The organism is Acetobacterium sp., assembly GCF_030652775.1.
Taxonomy (GTDB): Bacteria; Bacillota; Clostridia; order Eubacteriales; family Eubacteriaceae; genus Acetobacterium.
Genome location: NZ_JAUSPS010000012.1, coordinates 1 through 23,103 on the forward strand (window position 1 = coordinate 1; position 23,103 = coordinate 23,103).

General features: G+C 44.6%; 25 protein-coding genes and 3 tRNA genes. 24 read left to right on the forward strand and 4 right to left on the reverse strand.

The features are described 5' to 3' along the window. From dnaJ to Q7J41_RS02230, 3 genes are all read left to right on the forward strand, one after another. Window positions 1-1,070 (forward strand): molecular chaperone DnaJ (gene dnaJ / locus Q7J41_RS02220; RefSeq protein ID WP_304884805.1); only part of this gene is annotated, 1,070 nt, incomplete at its 5' end. Window positions 1,071-1,322: 252 nt separating this feature from the next. Further along, complete coding sequence (gene cysK, locus Q7J41_RS02225) at window positions 1,323-2,255, forward strand: cysteine synthase A (RefSeq protein WP_304884806.1); 933 nt, start codon at window positions 1,323-1,325, stop codon at window positions 2,253-2,255. Continuing rightward, entirely contained in the window at window positions 2,252-2,686 is a 435-nt protein-coding gene (locus Q7J41_RS02230; protein ID WP_026396114.1) for an Rrf2 family transcriptional regulator, read from the forward strand. Before cysK ends, Q7J41_RS02230 begins: the two co-directional genes overlap by 4 nt. A 74-nt stretch (window positions 2,687-2,760) precedes the next feature. Here the strand turns inward: Q7J41_RS02230 and Q7J41_RS02235 are convergent, their stop codons facing one another. From Q7J41_RS02235 to Q7J41_RS02245, 3 genes are read right to left on the reverse strand one after another with little or no spacing between them, the layout of a single operon-like run. Then, on the reverse strand, window positions 2,761-4,017 hold the full coding sequence (locus Q7J41_RS02235; protein WP_304884808.1) for an S-methyl-5-thioribose kinase: 1,257 nt from the start codon (window positions 4,015-4,017) through the stop codon (window positions 2,761-2,763). A 34-nt stretch (window positions 4,018-4,051) separates the two neighbouring features. Then, window positions 4,052-4,498 carry a EutP/PduV family microcompartment system protein gene (locus Q7J41_RS02240; RefSeq protein ID WP_304885092.1) on the reverse strand — a complete coding sequence of 149 codons (447 nt, stop codon included), beginning with the start codon at window positions 4,496-4,498 and terminating at the stop codon, window positions 4,052-4,054. A gap of 24 nt (window positions 4,499-4,522) precedes the next feature. Next, on the reverse strand, window positions 4,523-4,873 hold the full coding sequence (locus Q7J41_RS02245; protein WP_026396110.1) for a BMC domain-containing protein: 351 nt from the start codon (window positions 4,871-4,873) through the stop codon (window positions 4,523-4,525). A gap of 234 nt (window positions 4,874-5,107) precedes the next feature. On the opposite strand from Q7J41_RS02245, the gene prmA reads away from it, so the two are divergent. The 15 genes from prmA (at window position 5,108) to Q7J41_RS02320 (ending at window position 18,383) form a co-directional block, all read left to right on the forward strand. Continuing rightward, window positions 5,108-6,046, forward strand: a complete 939-nt coding sequence (prmA, locus tag Q7J41_RS02250; protein WP_304884810.1) for a 50S ribosomal protein L11 methyltransferase — start codon at window positions 5,108-5,110, stop codon at window positions 6,044-6,046. A gap of 1 nt (window position 6,047) precedes the next feature. After that, window positions 6,048-6,794 carry a 16S rRNA (uracil(1498)-N(3))-methyltransferase gene (locus Q7J41_RS02255; protein ID WP_304884812.1) on the forward strand — a complete coding sequence of 249 codons (747 nt, stop codon included), beginning with the start codon at window positions 6,048-6,050 and terminating at the stop codon, window positions 6,792-6,794. A gap of 16 nt (window positions 6,795-6,810) precedes the next feature. Next, window positions 6,811-8,148, forward strand: a complete 1,338-nt coding sequence (mtaB, locus tag Q7J41_RS02260) for a tRNA (N(6)-L-threonylcarbamoyladenosine(37)-C(2))-methylthiotransferase MtaB (RefSeq protein WP_304884814.1) — start codon at window positions 6,811-6,813, stop codon at window positions 8,146-8,148. A gap of 92 nt (window positions 8,149-8,240) precedes the next feature. Continuing rightward, window positions 8,241-8,585, forward strand: a complete 345-nt coding sequence (locus Q7J41_RS02265) for a histidine triad nucleotide-binding protein (protein WP_304884816.1) — start codon at window positions 8,241-8,243, stop codon at window positions 8,583-8,585. A 106-nt stretch (window positions 8,586-8,691) separates the two neighbouring features. Beyond that, window positions 8,692-8,874 (forward strand): 30S ribosomal protein S21, encoded by a 183-nt coding sequence (gene rpsU / locus Q7J41_RS02270; protein ID WP_013379247.1) that lies wholly within the window; start codon window positions 8,692-8,694, stop codon window positions 8,872-8,874. A gap of 11 nt (window positions 8,875-8,885) precedes the next feature. Beyond that, window positions 8,886-9,329, forward strand: a complete 444-nt coding sequence (locus Q7J41_RS02275) for a GatB/YqeY domain-containing protein (RefSeq protein ID WP_304884831.1) — start codon at window positions 8,886-8,888, stop codon at window positions 9,327-9,329. Window positions 9,330-9,598: 269 nt separating this feature from the next. Continuing rightward, window positions 9,599-11,989 (forward strand): cation-translocating P-type ATPase, encoded by a 2,391-nt coding sequence (locus tag Q7J41_RS02280; protein WP_304884833.1) that lies wholly within the window; start codon window positions 9,599-9,601, stop codon window positions 11,987-11,989. A 187-nt stretch (window positions 11,990-12,176) separates the two neighbouring features. Continuing rightward, window positions 12,177-12,253: transfer RNA gene (locus tag Q7J41_RS02285), tRNA-Pro, on the forward strand. Between the two features lie 21 nt (window positions 12,254-12,274). Beyond that, window positions 12,275-12,351: transfer RNA gene (locus tag Q7J41_RS02290), tRNA-Ile, on the forward strand. 36 nt (window positions 12,352-12,387) lie between these two features. Further along, window positions 12,388-12,463 (forward strand) — tRNA-Phe (locus Q7J41_RS02295). A gap of 502 nt (window positions 12,464-12,965) precedes the next feature. Next, window positions 12,966-13,634 (forward strand): L-fuculose-phosphate aldolase, encoded by a 669-nt coding sequence (locus tag Q7J41_RS02300; protein WP_304884835.1) that lies wholly within the window; start codon window positions 12,966-12,968, stop codon window positions 13,632-13,634. 187 nt (window positions 13,635-13,821) lie between these two features. Then, complete coding sequence (locus Q7J41_RS02305; protein WP_304884837.1) at window positions 13,822-15,126, forward strand: amidase domain-containing protein; 1,305 nt, start codon at window positions 13,822-13,824, stop codon at window positions 15,124-15,126. Window positions 15,127-15,279: 153 nt separating this feature from the next. After that, entirely contained in the window at window positions 15,280-16,650 is a 1,371-nt protein-coding gene (locus Q7J41_RS02310; protein WP_304884839.1) for a M23 family metallopeptidase, read from the forward strand. A gap of 262 nt (window positions 16,651-16,912) precedes the next feature. Further along, window positions 16,913-17,476 carry a hypothetical protein gene (locus Q7J41_RS02315; RefSeq protein WP_304884841.1) on the forward strand — a complete coding sequence of 188 codons (564 nt, stop codon included), beginning with the start codon at window positions 16,913-16,915 and terminating at the stop codon, window positions 17,474-17,476. Between the two features lie 214 nt (window positions 17,477-17,690). Beyond that, window positions 17,691-18,383, forward strand: a complete 693-nt coding sequence (locus Q7J41_RS02320) for a RecX family transcriptional regulator (protein ID WP_304884842.1) — start codon at window positions 17,691-17,693, stop codon at window positions 18,381-18,383. 46 nt (window positions 18,384-18,429) lie between these two features. On the opposite strand, the gene Q7J41_RS02325 is transcribed toward Q7J41_RS02320, so the two are convergent. Continuing rightward, window positions 18,430-19,281, reverse strand: coding sequence for a pyridoxamine kinase (locus Q7J41_RS02325; protein ID WP_304884845.1), 852 nt, complete (start codon window positions 19,279-19,281; stop codon window positions 18,430-18,432). Between the two features lie 97 nt (window positions 19,282-19,378). Between Q7J41_RS02325 and Q7J41_RS02330 the strand changes: the two genes are divergently transcribed. From Q7J41_RS02330 to Q7J41_RS02355, 6 genes are all read left to right on the forward strand, one after another. Then, a complete protein-coding gene (locus Q7J41_RS02330) occupies window positions 19,379-20,776 on the forward strand; it encodes a PLP-dependent aminotransferase family protein (RefSeq protein WP_304884847.1) in 1,398 nt (465 codons plus the stop codon). Window positions 20,777-20,887: 111 nt separating this feature from the next. Then, window positions 20,888-21,271, forward strand: coding sequence for a competence type IV pilus major pilin ComGC (locus Q7J41_RS02335; RefSeq protein ID WP_304884849.1), 384 nt, complete (start codon window positions 20,888-20,890; stop codon window positions 21,269-21,271). 15 nt (window positions 21,272-21,286) lie between these two features. Continuing rightward, window positions 21,287-21,784, forward strand: a complete 498-nt coding sequence (locus tag Q7J41_RS02340) for a prepilin-type N-terminal cleavage/methylation domain-containing protein (RefSeq protein ID WP_304884851.1) — start codon at window positions 21,287-21,289, stop codon at window positions 21,782-21,784. Next, complete coding sequence (locus Q7J41_RS02345; protein ID WP_304884853.1) at window positions 21,774-22,184, forward strand: hypothetical protein; 411 nt, start codon at window positions 21,774-21,776, stop codon at window positions 22,182-22,184. The genes Q7J41_RS02340 and Q7J41_RS02345 overlap by 11 nt, the downstream gene beginning before the upstream one ends. Next, on the forward strand, window positions 22,177-22,680 hold the full coding sequence (locus tag Q7J41_RS02350; protein ID WP_304884855.1) for a prepilin-type N-terminal cleavage/methylation domain-containing protein: 504 nt from the start codon (window positions 22,177-22,179) through the stop codon (window positions 22,678-22,680). Before Q7J41_RS02345 ends, Q7J41_RS02350 begins: the two co-directional genes overlap by 8 nt. Continuing rightward, complete coding sequence (locus Q7J41_RS02355; protein ID WP_304884857.1) at window positions 22,677-23,102, forward strand: hypothetical protein; 426 nt, start codon at window positions 22,677-22,679, stop codon at window positions 23,100-23,102. Before Q7J41_RS02350 ends, Q7J41_RS02355 begins: the two co-directional genes overlap by 4 nt. Window position 23,103: the final 1 nt, after the last annotated feature.

Genomic DNA, 23,103 nt, shown 5'->3' on the forward strand with positions numbered 1-23,103 from the left:
ATAAAAATCCGGGGGATAGTGCGGCTGAAGAAAAATTCAAAGAAGCCAATGAAGCCTATGAAATTCTAAGCGATGCCGATAAAAAAGCCCGCTATGATCAATATGGTCATGCCGGAGTTGACCCCAATGCTGGATATGGCGGCGGTGGCAGTTATGGCGGCGGCGGTGGCTTTGGCGGCTTTGAGGATATCTTTGGGGATATTTTCAGCGCTTTTGGCGGCGGCGGCGGATTTAGCGGCGGTCGGGGCGGTCGACGTTCCAACCGTGGCTCGGATATGAAGATCAGTATCAATCTGTCCTTCCACGAAGCTGTTTTCGGCGTGGAAAAGAAAATAAAGATCAAACGCAGCGAAGAATGCGGTAGCTGTGGTGGCACTGGTGCCGAAAAAGGATCAACCTCAAAAACCTGTGATCAATGCGGTGGCTCTGGTCAGGTTTATGTAAGACAGCAGACACCATTTGGTACGGTTCAACAGGTTCACACCTGCGACAAGTGCCATGGTGAAGGAAAAATCATTGATAAACCCTGTCACACCTGTCATGGATCAGGACTTGAATCCAAGGAACGAACCATCAGCATCAAAATTCCCGCCGGCGTCTATGACGGCTCAATTTTACCGTTAAGAGGTCAGGGCAATGCCGGGCCAAACCATGGTAGCACCGGGGATTTGCTCGTTTATATCAGTGTCCGTGAAGATCCGTTATTTAAACGCAGCGATGACGATGTTTACTATGAACTGCCCATTACCTATGCTCAGGCAGCCATGGGTGACAGCATTGTGGTGCCGACCATTGACCGTAAGATCAAGCTGAAAATACCAGAAGGTACCCAAAATGGCAAAGTTTTCCGGTTAAAAGGAAAAGGGATACCCAACGTCAATGGCCGAGGCCGAGGGGATCAGTTTATTACCATTAAGGTGGAAGTGCCTCGCAAACTTAACCGTGAACAGCGTCATGCCTTAAATGAGTATGCTAAGTTAGCTGGTGAAGATGCCCATCCAGAAGGGAAACGTTTCTGGTTGCGGGTAGAAGCCGAGGAAAAGGAAAGTCATCCTAAAAAAGATGCCTGATTGCTTTTAGGTTGCCTAATACCGACCAATTGTTAATCTGCTGTCCGCTCTGATGCGTACAACATGATGTAACAATTGTCGGTACTACGTTTGTATTTATCTAAAGTCTTAAATGCCGGAGAAATCCGGCATTTTTTTGTTGACAAAGAAATGCGTGAGGCATATAATGAACTTACTAAAACATATCGAAATGATATGAATTAAGAGAAGACGGATAAAAATAAAAAATTAAGAATAAAATGAGGTAGGAAGATGTCTAAAATAGCAAAAAGTTTAACTGATCTGATTGGAAATACTCCTCTGTTGGAATTATCGAACTACGAAAAGAGCCTGGAGCTGGACGCTAAGCTGGTAGCCAAGCTGGAATATTTTAATCCCTTATCATCAGTGAAAGATCGCGTTGGGTTTGCGATGATTGAAGCCGGTGAAAAAGCCGGGCTGATCAAAACAGGCACCGTGATTATAGAACCAACCAGTGGCAACACCGGAGTTGGTCTGGCATTTGTGGCGGCCGCCAAAGGCTACCGGATCATTTTAACGATGCCGGAAACCATGAGTATGGAACGTCGTAACCTGTTGTCGGCTTTGGGCGCCGAGCTGGTCTTGACGCCAGGGGCAACGGGCATGAAAGGCGCCATTGCCAAAGCCACTGAATTGGCCGAAACGATCCCCAATGCCTTTATTCCCCAGCAGTTTGAAAATCCCGCCAATCCGGAAATTCACCGTCAGACAACGGCTGTTGAAATCTGGAATGACACCGACGGTGAAGTGGATATTTTTGTTGCTGGTATTGGCACCGGGGGCACTATTACCGGGGTGGGTGAAGTACTCAAAGAAAAGAAACCCGGTGTTCAGATTGTTGCCGTGGAACCGGAAGCTTCGCCAGTGCTTTCCGGCGGCAGCCCGGGACCCCATAAGATTCAGGGAATAGGCGCCGGCTTTGTACCGGGGGTATTAAATACGGCCATTTATGATGAAATCATTAAGGTCAGTAATGACAATGCCTTTAAGACATCAAAAAACGTTGCCCAAAAAGAAGGATTGCTGGTGGGGATCTCTTCTGGAGCGGCGCTTTATGCGGCCACGGAACTGGCAAAACGGCCTGAAAATAAAGGAAAGACCATCGTGGTGTTGCTGCCGGATACCGGCGAACGCTACCTGTCAACGGGGTTATACACGTCATGAAAATATCAACAAAAGGGCGATATGCCCTGCGTCTGATGCTGGACCTGGCAATTAACAATACCGGGGAATATATTCCCATCAAACGGATTGCCGAACGTCAGGAGATTTCAGAAAAATATCTGGAGCAGATCATTACCCAGATTTCCCGAGCCGGTTTTGTCAGGAGTGTCCGGGGATCACAGGGAGGTTACCAACTGGCTAATCCGCCGGAAGAATATACCGTTGGGATGATTTTACGGCTGATGGAAGGGGAATTGTCCCCAGTAGCCTGTTTAGATGAGCCTGGTAGCTGTGATCGGGCTGATCGCTGCGTTACCGTTGATGTCTGGCGGCAAATAAAAGATGCCGTTGAAAATGTGGTCGATAATATTACCCTGGCTGATCTGGTGAAGTCTTATAATGAAAAGGGCACCTGCGAGTATTTCATTTAATCGCGCAGATTTATAAACAAAAAAGACCGAAGGTTTCACGGGTGTGAAACCTTCGGTCTTTTTGTTGTTAATGATTAACCGAGGTTTTTTAGTAACTGGGTGTAGTCGGTAATGTTGGTATATTTTCGATGGTTTTGCAATAACTCTTTGGAAATCTCCAGCCCCAGGAGCGAGGGAACCAATCGGCTTGCTTCCGGAAGACGGAGGAGATCGTGACAGATTCCCCGATTGGCTAACCGGGACATCACATTGACCCCGGTATAGGAGAGGGCATTTTGCAGCTGATCGATGAGATAAGCATCAACATCCAGGGTTTTTAAGCTGTAGCTTTCCTCCCGATGGGCTTCCACCAGCTGGCGGAATTCTTTTTGAAAGGTTGTATACAGATCTATGATGGTGTCCAGCAGGTAGGCCTGAAAATCGGCTTTTTCGGCGGCGGTTTGGGACTCATCGCCAAACCAGGAAATATAGTTTAGGGTAAAGCTAGCGGTTAGACGGCCAAAGTCCTGAGCCAGTGGCCCGAAACCGGCAAATTCGCCATCAATGATGCGCACGTCCGCGGCGCTAATCATGATGTTAGAACTATGAAGGTCGGTATGGATCAGACATTCCTTGTCATTCATGAATTTATTTTCCAGACGTTTGAATTCGGTCTGAACCTGGGGGTTATCGACCAGTTCAGCTCTTTTATCATCGGCGCCAGGAATCATCTCTCGTTCCCAGGAAATACCAATGTTTTCATGGAAAAGGAAGGGCACCAGGGCAGTATATTCAGGATTGACAAAAAAACGTTCAACCTCGGATTTTTTATAATTGGTGAGATGAAGATTGGATGAGAAAAATAGATTGCGGGCAAAAAAAACGCCAATCTTATCGGTGAAATGAGTGTGTTTAACCATCCGGCAAAGTTCAAATCTAAGCAGGCTCAAATCCATTAAATCTTCCATAACGATGATCCGGTTGGCTTCGTCAAAGAGATAAATTTCAGGACTGATGCCGGGATAAACGGAGTTCCAGAAAATAAGCGTGGCAATCTCAGAACGCATCCGCCCCAGATCCAGGGTCCAGCCAGCATCGGTTTCGTCTTCGACGCTATTGTTTTTTTCGTCTTCGATCCGAAATCGCGGCATCGAGAGCATCTGTTTCATAATCACAGATTTTCCGGATTGATCATAAACGTGATAGATTAAATTAACAAAGCCCTCGATACTTTCCTTAACGGCGTGTAGATCCACCACGGTCAGGTTAGCATCGGCGGAAAAGATTTCCTTTTCTTTAAGGTAGTCGGCAACGCCTGCCACTGTTAAATTGCCATAGCTGTCATAGGTCATTTTTTCACTTCCTTAATATGATAGTCTCTAAAATTTATTTATTGCGGTGGGGTTCCATATAATGATGGATGGCGGCTTCCAGCTCTGGGATACCTTCCCCGGAATAGGAGCTGATGACATAGATGTGTTTAGGATTGATGCCGGCATAAATAAGAAGATTCCGACTCCGTTTGATATTACATTCGGGCAGATCGGTTTTAGTGATCACCCCAATGGAGGGAATGTTGTAAGTATGGATAAAATTCGGTGGAAAGGCGTTTTGGGAGTCCATGCAGGAGCAGACCAGAACGACCAGTCCGGCATCCATCGTAATATTGATAGCCTGACGTGAAAAAAACGGGAGCTCGATGAACTCTCCCGGGGTATCAATAAAATCGTCGTAGTAACTGACCATCTGCGTTTTGGAATATTTAAGTTCTTCTTCGTTGAGTCGTTGCATCAGGGTGGTTTTTCCGCTGCCAATTTTTCCGATCAAGGCCACCCGTTTTCTATTGCTGGCCATCTATTAAGAGTAGGTGATTTTAGGAATGTCGAATCCTAAAATGTGGTTAAGGGTATTGAGGATTTCAGTAACGGCAGCTTTCACATCAGAGACTCGACCGGTGATTACCAGGGAACCGCTGAAACGATCAAGAAATCCGATTTCGACCGGGGCGGCTTTGGTAGCAGCATCAGCGGCGATAATGGCAGCTTCGCTGGGAGTGATGGTCAAAATGCCAATGGCATCGGCAGCTTCGTCATCCAGACCCAGTTTAATATAGATATCATTTTTAGGTTTGGCAATAATATGTGCCAGGGTTACCTGTTTACCAGGAACGTATTCCTGGATCGAGCGATTCTTCTTTTCAGTTTCCATCTTGGTCACCTTTTCTATGTGTATTTTGATGTTAATTAAATTTATTATAGCATTAATCTGGAACCCGTTACATCCATTAACGATATTTTACAGAAAGCCGGCAAAAAATTTCTGTACCAACTAATTACTCAAAAAATCTATTTCTTTTATAAGCAAGATGAGTTATAATGATCAATTGTTAAACACGCGGAAAAAGTGGTATAATACCACAACAATTAAACTGGAGGTAAGGGAATGCTTTGGAAAGAAGTTCAAATCACAACAACATTAGAAGCTGAGGAAGCGGTGGTCAATGCTTTTTATGACGCAGGGGCGGATGGCGTGGCCATTCAGACATTGCAGGATGCGCTTTTAATACAACAAGATCCCAAGGTTAATTTTGTGGATGAATCGCTTCTCGAATTAGATCCCAATGTTTCGATTGTGCGGGGATATTTCAGTGAGGTGGAAGATACGGAAGAAGCGGTGCATAAACTGATTACCTCAGTGAAAATGCTGCCCACCTTTGGTCTTGATCCCGGCGCCTGTGAAATGATGATTACGGAAGTGGAAGAGGAAGACTGGGCCAACTCCTGGAAAAAGTTTTACAAACCCACCAAGGTCGGCAAGAGCATTGTCATCAAACCAACTTGGGAAGACTATGTCCCGGAAAATGATGAGATTGTCATTAATATCGATCCCGGGATGGCCTTCGGCACCGGAACCCACGAAACGACTCAGCTCTGTGCCATTAAACTGGAAGAGTATATCAAACCCGGAGATGTCGTGTTGGATATCGGCTGTGGTACCGGGGTACTCTCTTTGATCGCCGGAAAGCTGAAAGCGAAAAAAGTGGTAGCAGTGGATTTTGACACCCTGGCGGTAAAAATTGCCCGCGAAAATGCCGAGCTTAACGATTTGGGCAACATGGTTGAAATCCGCGAAGGAAACCTGCTGGATGTCATCGATGAAAAAGCCGATGTCATTGTGGCCAATATTCTGGCAGCCGCAATTGTGGAACTGTCGGGCATTATCAAACCCTACCTGAAAGAAAATGGCATTTTTATTTCGTCAGGAATCATTATCGATCGGTTGGCAGATGTACTCAATGCCCTGGAAGCAGAAAACTTCAAAATCGTTTTTGTTCAACAAATGGGTGAATGGGTCGGGGTGGTCGCCCAGAAGAGGGACTAACATGCATCGATTTTTTGTCGAACCCGATCAGATTTCAGAGGCGTCCATCGTTATTGCCGGCGAAGATTTTAAACACATCACCAAAGTCCTGCGGTTGGGTAAAAACGATGTCATCGAGGTCTGCGATGGCCAGGGCAGCGACTACCAGGTTGTCTTGAACAGCCCAGGGGATCAGACGGTTTCCGGTAGCATTGCCAGGCAATATCCGTCCCGGGGAGAAACCCCAGAGCTTGTTATCACGCTTTTTCAGGGCTTGCCCAAGGGTACAAAAATGGAAGCGATTATTCAGAAATGCGTGGAACTCGGCGTTTATGAGGTGGTGCCTTTTTCTTCGCAGCGGGCGATTTCGCAGATTAAGGATAAAAAAGATAAGAAAATCGAACGCTGGCAGCGAATTGCCTATGAGGCGGCCAAGCAGTCCAAGCGGGGGATTATCCCGGCGATCAAATCACCGCAAACCTTAACGGCGATACTAACAGAAGCTACCCGCTTTGATTTGATGATTTTAGCCTATGAGGACGAAAACATGCTGACTTTGAAGGCGGCACTGGAAGAATTTGAAATAAATAACGGCGTCAATAAACCACTAAAAATTGGCGTGATCATTGGTCCCGAAGGGGGCTTTGATCCCCAGGAAGCGGCGGCCTGTAAAGCTGCGGGCGTGATCAGCGTGACCCTGGGTCAGCGGATCTTAAGAACCGAAACCGCCGGCATGGTGGTGCTCAGTCAATTGAATTTCTGGAAGTGAGGGGATCAAGTTAAGGATGAATAATGCGCATAGAAAAGTCGGGTTTATGACTCTGGGCTGTAAGGTCAACACCTACGACAGTGAAGCGATGATGGAAATTTTCGAGACCGCTGGTTATACCATTGTGGATTTTTCTGAGGTTGCTGATGTTTATGTCATCAATACCTGTACCGTGACCCATCTGGGCGATCAGAAATCCCGGAAAATGATGCGCAAAGCCAAGCGGATCAACCCTAATGCGATTATCTGTGCAGTGGGCTGTTACGTGCAGGTAGCACCGGACGAGGTCGAAAAAATAACCGAAGTGGATCTGATGATTGGCACCAAAAATCGGGGTGACATCCTGGCTTATATTGATGCCCATCTTCAGGATGTCAACCAGCGGGATTTTGTCTCGGATATTATGGATGAAAAAATCTTTGAACCGCTGATGATTTCCGAGGTCAAGGGAAAAACCCGAGCCTTTATCAAAATTCAGGAGGGTTGCAATCAGTTCTGTACCTATTGCATTGTCCCCTTTGCCAGAGGGCCGGTGCGAAGCCGAGACCAGCAACAGATTTTGGATGAAGTGAATCGGGTGGTTGAGATCGGCTATCAGGAGGTGATCCTGTCCGGTATTCACATCGCCTCCTACGGGGTCGATCAGGTCAATCAGACAGATCTGATTGACCTGATCGAAGCCCTGGATCGGATTGATAAGCTTAAACGGATTCGGCTGGGATCGATGGAGCCGAAATTTATTACACCCCAGCGGCTAAAGCGGTTGGCTGACCTGGAAAGCTTTTGCCCCCATTTTCACCTGTCCCTGCAAAGCGGCAGTGACACGGTGCTGAAACGGATGGGCCGCCGTTACACCACCGCCGAATATATGGAGATTGTCAGCCAGATCCGGGCGGTTTTCCCCCTGGCCGCCATCACCACCGATATTATGGTGGGCTTTCCCGGCGAAACCGCAGCAGAATTTGCTGAAACCCTGGACTTTGCCAGAGCCGTAGGCTTTTATCAGATCCATGTATTTAAATATTCCCGGCGTTTGGGAACCAAAGCGGCGGCGTTCAAGGATCAGGTTGATGAAGTTGTTAAAAATTCCCGCAGCCATGAACTTGGTGAATTATCTAAGGAATTGGAACAGGTCTTTATCAAAAAAAATGATGGCCTTATTGCTGAGGTTTTGTTTGAAGCAACCCAGGACGTCGCTGGCTATGAAGGCCATACCAAAAACTATGTGCCAGTGTTTCTTGTGACCGATGAAAAAATTAATGGTAGAATCATAAAAGTTAGGGTATCATATTCTAGTCGGTATGCTGATAAATTAATCGGAGAATCGATGGAGGAAATTGCGGCATTCGAATAAATCAAACAATGATTGGTTCCTGCCAAACTGAACATCAAGGTTACGACACTTTCGTAATAATCTGGCAAATTCTATAAATTCAGGAGGAAGATATGTCCCAAGACTGTATTTTTTGTAAGATCGTCAATAAGGAAATTCCCGCCGATGTGGTTTTTGAAGATGATCTGGTCATCGCCTTTAACGATATTGCCCCTCAGGCCCGGGTTCATGTGATCATCATTCCCAAAGAACATTTTGATTCGATTCTATCGGTTCCGGCAGGGAATGATATTATCTGCCATATGCATACTGTGGCCAATCGGATTGCCCTTAAAACAGGGATTGCCGAAACTGGTTTTCGGCTGGTAAATAATTGCGGCAAGGACGGAAATCAAACCGTACCCCATCTTCACTACCATTTATTAGGTGGTCGACCATTATTATGGCCTCCTGGTTGAAAAATAATTGACAGCGAAAGAAATAATGCGTATAATATAGTTTGACTCATACCATGTTGATTAACAGTACCGGAAATTAGCAACGGATTAGAGGGGGGGGTTGAAAATGTCTGAAGTAAAAATTAAAGAAAATGAAACACTCGAAAGTGCATTGCGACGTTTCAAAAGAAAAACTGCAATGGCTGGGGTTATGTCTGAAATTCGCAAAAGAGAGCATTATGAAAAGCCAAGCGTAAAGCGAAAACGAAAATCAGAAGCAGCTAGAAAAAGAAAGATGAAAAAAAGATAGGATGTGACCAATTGGCATTAAAGGATCAATTACAGGCTGACTTAAAAACAGCAATGAAGGACAAGGATAAGGTTAAGAAATCGACCATTACCATGATTCGGGCGGCTATTTTACAAGTCGAAAAGGATCAGAAAGTGGAACTGGGAGATGACCAGATTCTGGAAATTATTGCAAAACAGCTCAAACAACGTCGGGATGGCCTGGCCGAGTTTGAGAAAGCTCAAAGAGACGATTTAATCCAGCAGGCTCGCGAAGAAATAACAATCATCGAGGGCTACCTTCCTACACAATTAACGGTTGATGAAATCAAAGTGATTGTGACTGAAACGATAAAAGAAACCGGTGCAGTTGACGCAAAAGACATGGGAAAAATTATGAGTGCCCTGATGCCGAAGATTAAAGGTCGGGCGGACGGAAAGCTTGTTAATCAAGTGGTCAGAGAAAGTCTGGCATAGCAAAAAAAATTAATACTACACATATAAAGAGGTTTGTCCCTGGGGCAGGCTTCTTTTTTTGTTTAAAAACGAGGTTGGATTCCGTACCACCGTACCGAGCAATTGTTAGTCTGTTGTTCGCTCCGATGCGTACAACATGATGTAACAATTGTCGGTACTACGTTTGCTGTATATTTTGCGATCGGTATTCTAGGACATGGGTAGCTACAAGGTATTTTAAGATTATGGTGATATAATCTCACCAGTGAATAAATTACCGGGAGGAATCAATGGAAAATAATATCAACCTAGAAATTGGACTTACTCAAGCCCAGGTTGAAGAAAGGGTAGCGGCCGGAAAGGTTAATATCCAACCCCAATCCAAAACAAAAACCATCGGCAGAATTATCAAAGATAATAGTTTAACCTTATTTAATATGCTTAACATCATTCTGGCGTTGATGGTTATTTTTGTGGAGTCATTTCAAAATCTTCTATTTATTAACATTGTTATCATTAATACCTTTATTGGCATCATTCAGGAAATCAAGGCAAAAAAAACCATTGACAAGCTCTCGCTCATTTCTCAACCCCATGTTACCGTTTTACGGGATGGTAACCCTCAGGAAATTGTTTTTGAAAAAATAGTTTTGGATGATATTCTCGTTTTGAAAGCGGGCAAACAGATCCCTTCCGATTCTCAGGTGGTAAAAGGGGAACTGGAAGTCAATGAATCACTACTGACCGGCGAGTCGGATTCAATTATGAAATATACGGGGGATACTTTGCTTTCCGGCAGTTTTGTGGTATCTGGACAGGCTACCGTTCAGGTGACCCAGGTGGGTCTGGAAAATTATGCCTCAAAGCTGGTCGAAGCCGTTAAGGTTGCAAAAAAACCGAACTCAGAAATTATGAAAGCTTTGGGCTTTATTATGAAAAGCATCAGTATTGTAATTGTCCCTCTCGGTCTGCTGCTGCTTTACAAACAACTAATCGTCCAGGACTTGCCACTTCAGGCGGGCGTTACCCAAACGGTGGCAGCCCTGATCGGGATGATCCCAGAGGGGTTGGTGCTCTTAACCAGCGTAGCGCTGGCCGTCGGGGTGATCAGGTTGGGACAACATAAAACCCTGGTTCAGGAGCTTTATTGTATTGAGACCCTGGCCCGGGTAGATATGCTCTGTCTGGATAAGACCGGAACCATCACCGAAGGCAATATGGAAGTTTTGTCAATGGAGACCATTTGTCATGATAAAAATCCGGTACAGGCGATCAGAGCTTTGATTGCCAATCTGAAAGATGACAATGCCACCTTTCGGGCTCTCAGTGAAAGCTGTAAGGGCGAGGCGCCCAAGTGGCGATGTGACCGGGTGATCGCATTTTCATCGGATCGGAAGTGGAGTGGCGCTTTTTTCGGGGAACAGGGTACCTTTGTGATCGGGGCACCGGAATTTATTCTCGGCGACCGCTACCCGGAAATTCAGGAAAAGGTTGAACGGTATGCCAGTGAAGGCAACCGGGTTTTAATGTTGGGTTATGCTCCAGAACCTTTTAAAGAAGATGGCAGCCTGCCGGATAATATCAGAACTATGGCACTGCTGCCGATGGGCGACAAAATTCGTCAGGAAGCCAAGAAAACCCTGGAATTTTTTAGAAATCAGGGGGTTGAGATCAAGGTTATTTCCGGAGACAATCCGGTTACGGTTTCCCAGGTGGCCCACCGGGCGGGTTTGCTGGACTGGGACAATTATGTCGATGCCTCCACCCTCGCTGAAGATCAGGATGTGCGCAATGCGGCCCTGGCCTACTCGGTTTTTGGCCGGGTAACGCCGGGACAGAAACGACTTTTGATTGAATCCCTCAAAAGTCAGGGTCATACCGTGGCCATGACCGGTGATGGGGTCAATGATGTTCTGGCCTTACGAGAGGCTGACTGCAGTATTGCGATGGCCGAAGGCAGTGATGCCGTACGTCAGGTCTCACAGCTGGTTTTGCTGGACTCCAATTTTGCCAGCTTTACCCGGGTTCTGATGGAGGGACGCCGGGTTATTAACAATATTACCCGGGCGGCATCGCTATTTTTAGTGAAGACCATGTTTTCGCTGATGCTGGCCATTATTGTGATCATTGCCAATGAAGCCTATCCCTTTGTTCCGATTCAATTGACCTTGATCAGTGCGCTGACCATTGGTGCACCTTCTGTTTTTCTGGCCTTGGAACCCAACAAGAACCGGATCACCGGAAATTTTCTGGAAAAGGTTCTGAAAAAATCCCTGCCAGGTGCTTTAACGGTGGTCTTTAATGTGGTCTTGATTATGATCGTCGGATCTTATCTGTCGCTTGATCATCAGCAGATTTCCACGCTGGCGGTTATATCCACCGGTTTAATTGGCTTAGTTATTCTTTTTCGGGTGTGCCAGCCGCTGGATAATAAGCGCTGGGCGTTGTTTTTTGCGATGACCGTTTCGTTCTTATGTTGTGTGTTGTTTCTGGAAGATTTGTTTTTCCTGACGCCGATCCAGGATTTTCTGCCAGTGATGTTGATTGTGTTGGGAATTACCGTTTTGGATATTTATCCCTTACTCAGAATTTTCAGCTGGACAGTTAATCTGGCGGAGGGGCTTCTGAATCGCCGGGAAAAAGAAAAAAACACCGCCAAAGCTACCGTTTTGGAAGAATAACGAAAGATAAATTTTTTTCACAAAATAATCAAAAATTTGATTATTTTGTGAAAAAAAGACTTGCATTAGAGTATTTGATCGTGCTATAATAAGCAAGTCGTCAAAGATAAGCAGTGTCTGAAAGAAAAAAAGATAAAATGTCCTTGACAATGAGTAGAAAAACATTTATAATAGTCAAGTATTGTATCGAGGTGTAGCGCAGTTTGGTAGCGCACATGGTTTGGGACCATGGGGCCGGAGGTTCGAATCCTCTCACCTCGACCATTTTTTTTAAAAATTACTTGTGGGCCTTTAGCTCAGTTGGTTAGAGCAACCGGCTCATAACCGGTAGGTCCGGGGTTCGAGCCCCTGAAGGCCCACCATATTTTTTTGATTGAAATTAAAAAATAATTATATATGCCCAAATAGCTCAGTCGGTAGAGCAGAGGACTGAAAATCCTCGTGTCGGTGGTTCAATTCCGCCTTTGGGCACCACCACTTATAAAGATAACAGCGAAAGCTGTTTTTTTTATTTTTTGGATAAGCTTAAAGCTCAATCGGTAGAGCATAAGCAGAGAACCCAAATCTTTGATTTGGTGTGAATCGCTTAGTTAAGCAAAATTTAGTATTACACAGTCGTTTGAAATAGAAGTAACTGAATAAATTAGAGTGCAGTTTTATTAATTTGTAGAGGACTGAAAATCCTCGTGTCGGTGGTTCAATTCCGCCTGTGGGCACCACCACTTTAAAGATAACAGCGAAAGCTGTTTTTTTTTATTTTTTGGACAAGCTTAAAGATCGGTCGGTTAAGCATAAGCAGAGAACCCAAATCTTTGATTTGGTGTGAATCGCTTAGTTAAGCAAAGTATAGGATTTCACAGTCGTTTGAAGCGGAAGAAATGCTTGCCAAACTGGGCTTGGTGGACTATACTTTGTACATTCCCCAGCAAGTTAAATCGGATACGATTGCGGGATTGGTTGACCAGGAGGTGGCATAATGATCTTACAAAAAGAACGAGAAGATGTGGTGCGTTATTGTCAAAAGCTGATTGAAGCAGGATTAACCAAGGGAACCGGCGGTAATATCAGCATTTATAATCGGGAGCAAAAGTTGATGGCCATTAGTCCCAGTGGTATTGATTACTTTGAAACAAAGCCGGAAGATGTGGTAGTCATTGATATTGAGGGAAAGGTTGTCGACGGAAAAAGAAAACCATCAAGTGAGCATGAGCTGCATCGTATTTTTTATGTAAAACGCAATGATATCGATGCAGTTGTTCATACCCATTCAGTTTATTCAACTGTATTGGCCACGCTTAGAGAAGGATTGCCCGCCTCAAGTTACCTCATTGCGTTGGCGGGGCTGGATGTACGCTGTGCCGATTATGCGACCTTCGGCACGATCGAGCTGGCTGAGCTAACCTTTGATGCCATGGTCGATCGTTATGCGGTGTTAATGGCTAACCATGGTCTATTGGCCGGTAGTAAGGATATTTTAAATGCTTTTAATATCGCTGAAGAGATTGAACACTGTGCAGAAGTTTATGTCAAGGCCCGATCAATCGGAACGCCGGTGATTCTCAGTGAAGAAGAAATGATAAAAATGATCAGTATCTTTAATAAATCCTACGGACAAAAAAAGACAAAGGCTGACCTGGATAAATAAAAAAAACTGCGAGTTCAATCCTCGCAGTTTTTTTTATTTGTTGGCTAATATCTAAATGGTTCTGGGTACAATCTTTATATGGAACTAAACAAAAGACAGAAAAAAAAGCTTGAATCTTCAAGGCTTGTTCACAGAAAATACACATTGCGGATATATAATTGTTACAAATGCGGAAGAGGTGAGGAAGATGAAAAGAAGAAAAAAATCCATAAGACGCAAACGAAGAAGGACCTTGATTGGCCTGGTGCTGATGAGCTTTATGGTAATCGGTGTTGTTTGTGTGAGCGTGATGGGAAATCCAGATACCTTAACCACCAGCTCCGAGAGTGTTTTTGGCACCGCTGGAGAAAGTGACTCCGCAGAAACCGGCGGCCGAATAAAAATAAGAGATAGTGAAGAATTAGACGATGCGATGCTTGAACCGATTAATGATTATTTCCAAACCTATTTTCAGGCCATGGCAAATCTGGAATCGACGGATATCACCACATTGTTTGCGGATCCGTCCAGTGAAAATGCCTGGATCAATCAAAGTGCCATGGATTATCTGATTCAATTGCGACAAAGCCAGAGTAATGACCTGCAGATGATCGACTATCAATGCGGTTTGACGGTGACATCTGTTGATACGGAGTCATCTGAGATTGAAGTGCTTTTACTGGAAGACCACATCGTCAATTTTGCTTTTATTCCTGATGTGGATTCGTCCAGCTCCGGGATTGCCCATACCTTTTACCTAACCGAAACAGCCGATGGTTATGTGATTACCGAGCATTATAAAGAAGAAGACAGCTTTCTGATGCTGGTAGAAGCCATTGCCGACAGCGATGATGATCCTCAGGATATATCGGATGAACTGCTGAGCGATGCGTTGTCAGTAATTGAAGAATTATCATGGGAAAAGGATGACTTCAATTCTGGTGACTGGGAAAGCTGGGAAGCTGAAGCCGATAATGACTATGATGCTGCGGCAGCGGTGGATTATGCGATGACCTGGACAGATCTTATCGAAGTTGTTCGAAATGATGAGTATGGCATTTATGATGGCTATGGCGGCAATTGCAATAACTATATCTCCCAATGTCTCTTTGCCGGCGGAATACCCATGGATAGTGAGGGCGACAACAATTCTCAGTGGAAATGGTACGGCGAAGATGTCAATCAGGATGAATCAGAATCAGGGCGTAGCCCGGCCTGGACGGGGGTGGAGGAGTTTTACAGTTATGCTAGTGAAAATGAGGGCTATGGCTTGGCAGCAATTGTGGATGATAATGTCTTTTCCGGTTCAATTGGCGATGTTTTGCAATATGGCCACAATGGCGAGTGGCTCCACTCAGTTATTATTACCGATGTGATTAAAGATAGCGATGGAAATATGGCGGATTATCTGATCAATTCAAATACCACGGATCGAATAAACTACCCGGCCAGCGCCTATGGCTATTCGGAATTACGATTAATTAAAGTTTTGGGTTGGAATGACGGCGAATAGTTGAAGTAATTTTTAGTAACACTACTTTTCTTCCTGATTTATGAAATAAATACTATATGTGGACAAAAAAACGTTTAAACATACAAATGACTTGTAAAAAATAAAACCATGTGGTATCATAATTGTAAATAAAATGTAACAAGGAGGAGAGGCATGGAAAAAACTCAGAATTTTTTTGAAAAAATCCGAGCAAGATTAAAAAAGTACCGATTTAATTGGTCGACTCAACAAGTTGAACATGATGAATTCGTAGAGATTGAACATGTCAATCACGGAGAAACTTTAAACAAAGATAAGAGGCAGCTATTTAAAATGCGGGGATCTGCAGTGGTGGTCTGTACTTTTTTAGTATTGGCAGGGGCAGGAGTAGTCGATGCTCAAACCCGGGCGTATGAGGTTATTTACAAAGGAACCAGCATTGGCTGTGTTGACAATCTGAATGTGTTGGAAGCAGCTGTAAGCGATGCAAATGAAGGAAAAAGCGGCAGAAGAAACAGGGAAGGCAGCGATTATGAAATACGGGTTGCCCGATCAACCGATTTTTTAACTACCGAAGAAGTTGCCCAGGTCATTACCACAATCAGAGGCCAGGAAAAGAATAAAGATGCTGGTGTTCAGGTTGCCAGAGGTGGTAGCGTCCAGTCAACTGGTGCGGCGGTTCCACAAGAGACCCCGCTGGTTGCAGTAGATGTCGTTCAAACGGCATCGACAGAGGGTTTGGTTGAAGAAGAACCGATACTTGAGCCGATCAGAACCACCGCGAGTGCGGCAGAAACCCAAACCGCAGAAACGGCGGCAAAGGTCGTGACAGAAACGCCGTTAACCGCAGCAGAAGCGCCTGTGGTAGAGACGCCGCCAGCTGAAATACCGGTACCAGAAATCGTTGTTGAGGAAGTTCAGGCAGAAAAAGCTCCGGTAACAGAAGCATCAGTTACAGAAGCGCCGGTTGTGGACACTCCGGTGGTCGAAGTACCAGTGGTGGAAGCGCCGGTGGTAGAAACTCCAGCACCGGAACCCCCAGTGACGGCTCCCCCCGCAGAACCAGTGGCTGAGGCTCCGGTAGTGGAAGTCCCAGCAGTTGAAACCCCAGCGGAAGAACCGGCAGCGGAGACTCCTCAGGCACAGTTTATTCTTCCGGCCAGTGGCCGAGTGGGAGAAATCCTCCGAGCCTACGATGGTGGATATTACAGCAATCATTATCGGGCAGCGGCTGTTGATATCTTAAACAGCGAAGGAACCGCTGTTTATGCGGCAGCATCTGGAACAGTCACGCTATCCAGCTGGTATGGTGGTTATGGCAAGTGCGTGATCATTGATCATGGTAATGGTTACTCAACTCTCTATGGTCATTTTAGTTCGGTGGATGTATCTGAAGGTCAAACCGTAACCCAGGGTCAGCGGATCGGCGGAATGGGGTCCACCGGATCATCTACCGCCAACCATGTTCATTTTGAAGTGCGGGTGAACGATGAGGCGCAGCCGATCAGCAATTACTTTAACATCAGTTCCGGCGACTACATATAGAGTCTAATGTATGCAGCTCATCGGCAAACTGCCGTACCGACCAATTGTTAATCTGTTGTTCGCTGCGGAATCGGACAGGTTTATCAACCTGTTCGCTCCGATGCGTACAACATGATGTAACAATTGTCGGTACTGGGTTATACGCATAGTCTGAGACACCGTAAAAACGGTGTCTTTTTTTTCGAATAATCTTGCAGAACTTATTTAAATATGGTATCATTATGTAACGAAAACGTAACGAATAATAACAAGAGGTAAACATATGGATGATATTATAAAGATTGAAAGAGAAAAAAGACGAATCCAACGAAAGCGAAAAAGACAGCGCAGTAGCATTGTCGCATTCATGATTTTGTTTATCGTTACTTCAGCCGGGGTTGTTGGTGCGCAAACCCAAGGATATGAAGTTTTTTATCATGGCGAAAGTCTTGGCTATGTGCAGTCTTCCGGCCTTTTCAAATCAGCGGTTGATCGCATTGAAAACAATCTGATGGAATGTTACAATTACGATAATATTCATTTAGGTGATGGCTTTGAACTTATTCCGGCTCGGGTGGAGAATCCCATGGATTTGGATACCTGTGTTAAGGTATTAAACAGCAATGGCATTGAACTTTATGTTAGTGGTGCAGCTATTTTAATGGATGGTGAAAAAATCGGGACAGTAACATCATTGGATCAAGCGCAGGGTCTCATTGAAGCGTACAAGAATATCAGTAGCAATAAAAGAATCGGCGATTTTAAATGTGTGGAAGTAATGGTACCATTGTCTGAGACAAAAGACTTTGCGACCATGCTGTCGACCTTAAAAGCACATATAAAATAAAAAAATCAATCACCGGCTTAGGCTCTTGATTGAGGTTGTTGACATACTACCGTACCGACCAATTGTTAATCTGTTGTTTGCTGCGGGTTCGGACAGGCTACCGCCTGTTCGCCCCGATGCAAACAACATGATGTAACAATTGTCGGTACTGGGTAATCTTTATCAACACCTCAGTTGTTTACTTAGGCTGGTGTTTTTTTCAGGAGGAAGAGAGATGGCGGAAATCACTCGGGAGAAAGCCATGGATATGGCGGTAAAATATCTGTCGTTTAAGTCACGTACCAGCAGTGAAATGGTTGAATACCTGAAGAAAAAGAATGTCGATGATGTAATAATTAGCGATGTGATGCAAAAGCTTGGTGAATACCGGTATATTGATGATGTGGTTTATTTGAAAAACTATGTCGAAAACAATCGCCATCTGAATTACTATGGCTCCCGACGGATGATTCAGGATTTAAAAAAAAGAGGGATCGACGATCAGTTGCTACTTTCGCTGGAAGATCTTTTTTCAAAGGAAGACGAATATCAAGGCTGTGAGATGGTAGCAAAAAAGAATTTGCGGGCGTTGAAGGGACAAACCTCGGCACAGAAGAAAAAAAAGCTGTATGATAAGCTGGGAAGAATGGGTTACCCCACTGAAATGGTTCTAGAAGTGATTAAAACCCTGGTTCGGGAAGAAGAACCCCTGGAGCTAACTGAGGATGAGTTGGCCGATGAAGAACAGAAACTCAGTGAGAAGCTAAACCGTGATTATGAAAAATATCTGCGCGCTCACCAGCGAAAAGGGGCAGTCGGAAAAGAGCTGATGTTCCGGATCAAAAAGAGCCTGATGGGTCGGGGCTATCCCTATGCGTTGATAAATAAAAAGCTGGAAGCGAAGCGTGAAGAGCTGGGTGAAGAATAGAAGTACGGGCGATCACGGATGACCAAGGGGTCAGCGCCCCTCGCCCTTACAATCCCAACCGCTTTATCAGATAGGGAATGGCGCGTTCAAAACAGACCCCATAGCGTTTTTCCTGACCCAGTTCCACTGTTTTTAGAATACATTCTCTGGTGTAATCCACAGCAATCTGCGTGGATTCTTTTAAATTAAAGTCGTTTAGCAACCCGGAAAGAAGGGTGCTTCCAAAAATGTCACCGGTGCCATGGAAATAATCAGAAACTCGCTCATTGAAGGCATAGTCAAAGGTTTTGGTTTCGCTGTCGTAGGTGGCAGCACCGAGTTGTGAGGGGTCAAATGAAATGCCGGTGACCACTACTTTTTTAGAACCCAGCTGGGATAGTTTAACTAACAATTGCTCCACATAGTTTTGATCATAATCCTCGCCCACGTAAGGTTCATCCAGCAGGAAAGCGGCCTCGGTGAGGTTGGGGACAATAATATCAGCTTTGGCGCAAAGTTTGGTCATACCTTTGGCCATTTCGGCACTATAAATGGAATAAAGCTCACCGTGGTCAGCCATCACCGGATCTACCAGAATCAGGGTTTTTTCGGACTGGAAGGTGTCAAAGAGATTGGCGACCAGATCAATCTGTTCAAAGGAGCCTAAAAAGCCGCTATATAGAGCATCAAATTCCAGATTAAGCGATTGCCAGTGATCGGAAATGGGACGGATATCAGCAGTTAAATCCCGGTAGGTGAAATTTTCAAAACCGCCGGTATGGGTGGACAGAACAGCGGTTGGCAAGACGCTGGTATCAAACCCGGCGGCTGAGATAATCGGCAGGGCGACAGTCAGGGAACATCGCCCGACACAGGAAATATCATGAATAGCGGCAACCCGCTTTTGTTTGGTTTGCATTTGGATCTCCTTGTTTTAAATTATCTTATTATATGTTAAAATTGAACCTGTAAAAAGCCTCAGATAATCGAAAAACTATGGGTTCAGACAAGGAGAGATGATGATTACGATACCATTTACGAATAAGGGTGCCTTTCTTTATGTAGAGATCTATGAATTTATCAAGCAGAGTATTACCGAGGGCAGTTTGAAATATGGCGAGAAACTTCCTTCAAAGCGGAGTCTGGCCAGTCATTTGGCAGTGAGCGTGAATACGGTGGATGCGGCCTATGGTCAATTAGTGGCCGAAGGATACCTTGAGGCCATTCCCAAAAGAGGTTATTTTGTTTGTCAGATCGATACCTATTTATTAAAACAAAAGGATCAGATTCAGGAAGAAAGCATTAGAACAGCAACAGCGGAAACGATCAAAATCGATTTTTCACCCAATGCCATCGACCAGCGTATTTTTCCCTATGAAGCCTTTCGCAAAATATTCAAATCAACCTTTAACGAATACGACAGTAATTTATTAAATAAACCAGATATTCAGGGCGAACTGGAACTACGAAAAGCCTTGGTAGAGTTACTCTATCGATCCCGGGGAGTACGCTGCACTGAAGAGCAGATCATTATCGGATCAGGAACAGATCATTTGCTGCAAATTTTAGGTCTGCTTTGGGGTCGGAATAAATCGGTGGTGCTGGAGAACCCGGTTTATCTTAAAGCTTATAATATTTTTGAAAAAATGGGGAATCCGGTTATTTCCATCGACATTGATGAAAAGGGGATTCAAATCGAACCGATGCAAGCCTATTCGGATGTGGCAGTTTATGTGACCCCATCCCATCAGTTCCCGCTGGGAATGAGTATGCCCATTGACCGGCGGATTCGATTACTGAATTTTGCCAATCAGGAAGCGGAGACTTATATTATTGAGGATGACTATGACAGCGAATTCCGGTATAATGAAAAGCCCTTGCCGTCGCTCCAGAGTATTGATAATAACGGCAAAGTGATTTACATTGGCACCTTTTCAAAATCGATTGCCCCATCCTTCCGGATCAGTTATATGGTTTTGCCGGTCGAATTGCTAAAGGCCTATCGGGAAATAGCGGATGCTATCAGTTCACCGGTTTCCAGTCTGGAGCAGAAAATGATTGGTGCTTTTATTTCCAGCGGGATTTTCGAAAAACATGTTAATAAAATGCGAAAAGTTTATAAAGGAAAACGAATTCTCTTAATGAATGCCCTAAAAAAATGGGGAAAGCGGGTCAAAATTACTGGTGAAAATGCTGGCCATCATCTGCTGGTGCAGCTTGACAACGGCCTGACCGAGGAAGATATGTATCGCCGGGCTCTGGCACGGGACGTTCGGGTTTATCCGGTCTCGCCCTATTTTATTCATGGCGTGCCAGAGAATTATAAAAGCATGGTTTTGCTGGGGTATGGTTCGCTGACCGATGAACAGATTTACAGTGGCATCGGGATTTTAAAAGAAGCCTGGGAGTTATGATCGATTGGTAGGGATTCTGCATAAAGCTGAGAGTAAATAAACTGAATATTTACTCTTTTTTTTATTTTCCAAGAGTGGTAATATCAAGGAAAAAGAGATAGGAGATTGAAAGTGGGAAATAAAAGCAAATCGATCGACAGGCGAAAGATCAGCAAGCGACATAATGTTAGGGGTTTTACTCTGATGGAAATAATTGTAGTGATTGCGGTTTTAGGCGCCCTGGCGGCGTTGGCGATTCCACGGTTTACCGGTGTTCTCGAAAATTCTCAAAAAAATACTGATCAGGCGAATATCCGCATCGTTGAAAGTGCTGTAGAGTTGTACAAGGCCGAAGTTGGAGACATTCCTGCTGAAGTAAAGACGTTTAACGAACTTGTTGAGGAGTTGAATGATAAGGGTTATCTTAAAAATACCGAGGTGAAGGCGGTTACCAAGGGGAAAATATTCACCTATAATGCCGGGACAAAACAGATCAGTTTAACAGCCGGTCCATAGGGATGAACAGCCCTGATGAAAACGAATACAACTACCAAAAAAATTATGATGATGGATAATAAGTGTTTAAAAGCGATAGCCGGTTATACCTTGTTGGAGTTACTGATATCGCTTTCGGTTTTATCGCTACTCACAGTGATGTTGTTCAGCACCGGATTTGTCGGTCGAGATGCCTTTAGTGAAACGGCTTATGAAGTCGAATGTGAGAAAATATTATATGCTTTGCTCCAGTATCAAAATGAAGCAATTATGGATGGCTGGAAAAGGAGGGTTCACTTCTACGATCATGGGATGCAGGTTATCTGGACAATCGACGGGGTGGTTCATCGTGACTATATCCCAGTGGAAACCTTGACCTTTGACGGGAGTTATACTGGCGCAATCGATTTAATTCTGCATGAACATGGAACCGTGGCCCAGGCAGGAACAGTCAAGCTGATCAGTAACAATGGGGTGGTCAGAAAACTCATTGTTCAGGTGGGAAATGGAAGGATTTATTTAGATGAACCATAGCGGAAGAACTGGGTTCAGGCGGATCATAAAATCACCAGGAGGGTACACCATTATCGAAGCGATTATCGCTATTGCTGTCTGTGGAGCTGGTCTGGCGATGATTCTGGGGCTGGTTGGAATGGCGATAAAAACGGAGATGGTATCCAAAACTATTTTTGAACAGTCGCTTGAGATTAACTGCATTGCCGATACGATTAATCTCAGTTTACAGGAAGAATCAGCTCAGAGTCTTTCGGAAAGAGTGGATCAGGTTTTAGCCAGTAAATACCCGAACTATCAGCTGGCGGGAGTCAGACCGGGTCGTCAAACCAGTTTATATACGCTTGAGATTTTACATCGGGGCGGGAATCATATCGATAAGCGGTTCCATATTAAGGTGTTCTGGAGGCCGGATGAGTGATCGGGGAGGTAGAAAAAAAGACGGTTTTTCTCTAATTGAGGTACTGACCGCGCTGATGGTTATTTCGCTGGTGCTGATGCTGCTGCTGTCGGGTTTGATCTATATCAATACCATCAGTAAAAAGGCTGAGTCGAATCAGAAATTATTTTATTCGCAACGTTATATCGAGTTGTATTTTCAGAAACAGGTTTTAAGTTCAGAAAAAATATATTTTAAAAATAACCGGGTCTATCTTCAGGATCTGGAAAATCCAGATGAGTTCTACAACTATTATCGCTACAGCGTGGGCTATTTAAGACGATACAAGGTCTATAAAGACGGCTTGAACCCGATTGGAAAAGGCCAGAGCAGTCAGTTTAGCGATGGCATTGAGTATTTCTCGATGACCCTGGGTGCCAATCAGGAAATAATTCTAAAATACAGTCTGGTCGTTGAAGGAACGGTTTATTATCGGGAAACAACGATTTCCCATGGCAGAGTGGTGGAATTTGTATGAGAAAATCGAACCAAAATGAAAATGGTTTTGTGCTGCCCCTGGTTCTGGTTGCGATTGCGATTCTGGCAGCCGCTGCGGGTTACATGCTAACCCGGGGAATGGCCGAACTGCAGGCAAATGTCTTGAATCAGGATTATCAGTTATGTATTTTGACGGGAAAAAACGCCATGGCTGTTCTTCAAGCTGAGCTTGAGGAAGACGTCAATTATTCAGGCACCGGCGTTAAGGTCGCTGATGAAAATGGCGGATTTTATGAGATTGAGATCTTTAAAACATCGGAAAAGCTGCGATATATGGAAGTGAAAAGTGAATATCGTGCTTATCAGAAAAAATTCAGCGGTGAAATAGAACTGATACCTGACGCTGCCGCACCGTCGGGTCAGATTGTCAGGTTTAACTGGAAGATGTTAGGGGGCGTTTAAT

What these genes read in the sequence shown, in the direction of transcription:
- Q7J41_RS02235 (WP_304884808.1), bottom strand. Translation starts at nt 4,017, where the DNA reads ATGACCTATGACAGCTATGGCAATTTAACAGTGGCAGGCGTTGCCGAC.
- mtaB (WP_304884814.1), top strand. Translation starts at nt 6,811, where the DNA reads ATGAATAATGCGCATAGAAAAGTCGGGTTTATGACTCTGGGCTGTAAG.
- Q7J41_RS02325 (WP_304884845.1), bottom strand. Translation starts at nt 19,281, where the DNA reads ATGCAAACCAAACAAAAGCGGGTTGCCGCTATTCATGATATTTCCTGT.
- Q7J41_RS02255 (WP_304884812.1), top strand. Translation starts at nt 6,048, where the DNA reads ATGCATCGATTTTTTGTCGAACCCGATCAGATTTCAGAGGCGTCCATC.
- Q7J41_RS02350 (WP_304884855.1), top strand. Translation starts at nt 22,177, where the DNA reads ATGAGTGATCGGGGAGGTAGAAAAAAAGACGGTTTTTCTCTAATTGAG.
- Q7J41_RS02330 (WP_304884847.1), top strand. Translation starts at nt 19,379, where the DNA reads ATGATGATTACGATACCATTTACGAATAAGGGTGCCTTTCTTTATGTA.
- Q7J41_RS02280 (WP_304884833.1), top strand. Translation starts at nt 9,599, where the DNA reads ATGGAAAATAATATCAACCTAGAAATTGGACTTACTCAAGCCCAGGTT.
- Q7J41_RS02355 (WP_304884857.1), top strand. Translation starts at nt 22,677, where the DNA reads ATGAGAAAATCGAACCAAAATGAAAATGGTTTTGTGCTGCCCCTGGTT.
- Q7J41_RS02245 (WP_026396110.1), bottom strand. Translation starts at nt 4,873, where the DNA reads ATGGAAACTGAAAAGAAGAATCGCTCGATCCAGGAATACGTTCCTGGT.
- Q7J41_RS02345 (WP_304884853.1), top strand. Translation starts at nt 21,774, where the DNA reads ATGAACCATAGCGGAAGAACTGGGTTCAGGCGGATCATAAAATCACCA.
- Q7J41_RS02340 (WP_304884851.1), top strand. Translation starts at nt 21,287, where the DNA reads ATGAAAACGAATACAACTACCAAAAAAATTATGATGATGGATAATAAG.
- Q7J41_RS02310 (WP_304884839.1), top strand. Translation starts at nt 15,280, where the DNA reads ATGGAAAAAACTCAGAATTTTTTTGAAAAAATCCGAGCAAGATTAAAA.
- prmA (WP_304884810.1), top strand. Translation starts at nt 5,108, where the DNA reads ATGCTTTGGAAAGAAGTTCAAATCACAACAACATTAGAAGCTGAGGAA.
- rpsU (WP_013379247.1), top strand. Translation starts at nt 8,692, where the DNA reads ATGTCTGAAGTAAAAATTAAAGAAAATGAAACACTCGAAAGTGCATTG.
- Q7J41_RS02320 (WP_304884842.1), top strand. Translation starts at nt 17,691, where the DNA reads ATGGCGGAAATCACTCGGGAGAAAGCCATGGATATGGCGGTAAAATAT.
- Q7J41_RS02230 (WP_026396114.1), top strand. Translation starts at nt 2,252, where the DNA reads ATGAAAATATCAACAAAAGGGCGATATGCCCTGCGTCTGATGCTGGAC.
- Q7J41_RS02265 (WP_304884816.1), top strand. Translation starts at nt 8,241, where the DNA reads ATGTCCCAAGACTGTATTTTTTGTAAGATCGTCAATAAGGAAATTCCC.
- cysK (WP_304884806.1), top strand. Translation starts at nt 1,323, where the DNA reads ATGTCTAAAATAGCAAAAAGTTTAACTGATCTGATTGGAAATACTCCT.
- Q7J41_RS02315 (WP_304884841.1), top strand. Translation starts at nt 16,913, where the DNA reads ATGGATGATATTATAAAGATTGAAAGAGAAAAAAGACGAATCCAACGA.
- Q7J41_RS02305 (WP_304884837.1), top strand. Translation starts at nt 13,822, where the DNA reads ATGAAAAGAAGAAAAAAATCCATAAGACGCAAACGAAGAAGGACCTTG.
- Q7J41_RS02300 (WP_304884835.1), top strand. Translation starts at nt 12,966, where the DNA reads ATGATCTTACAAAAAGAACGAGAAGATGTGGTGCGTTATTGTCAAAAG.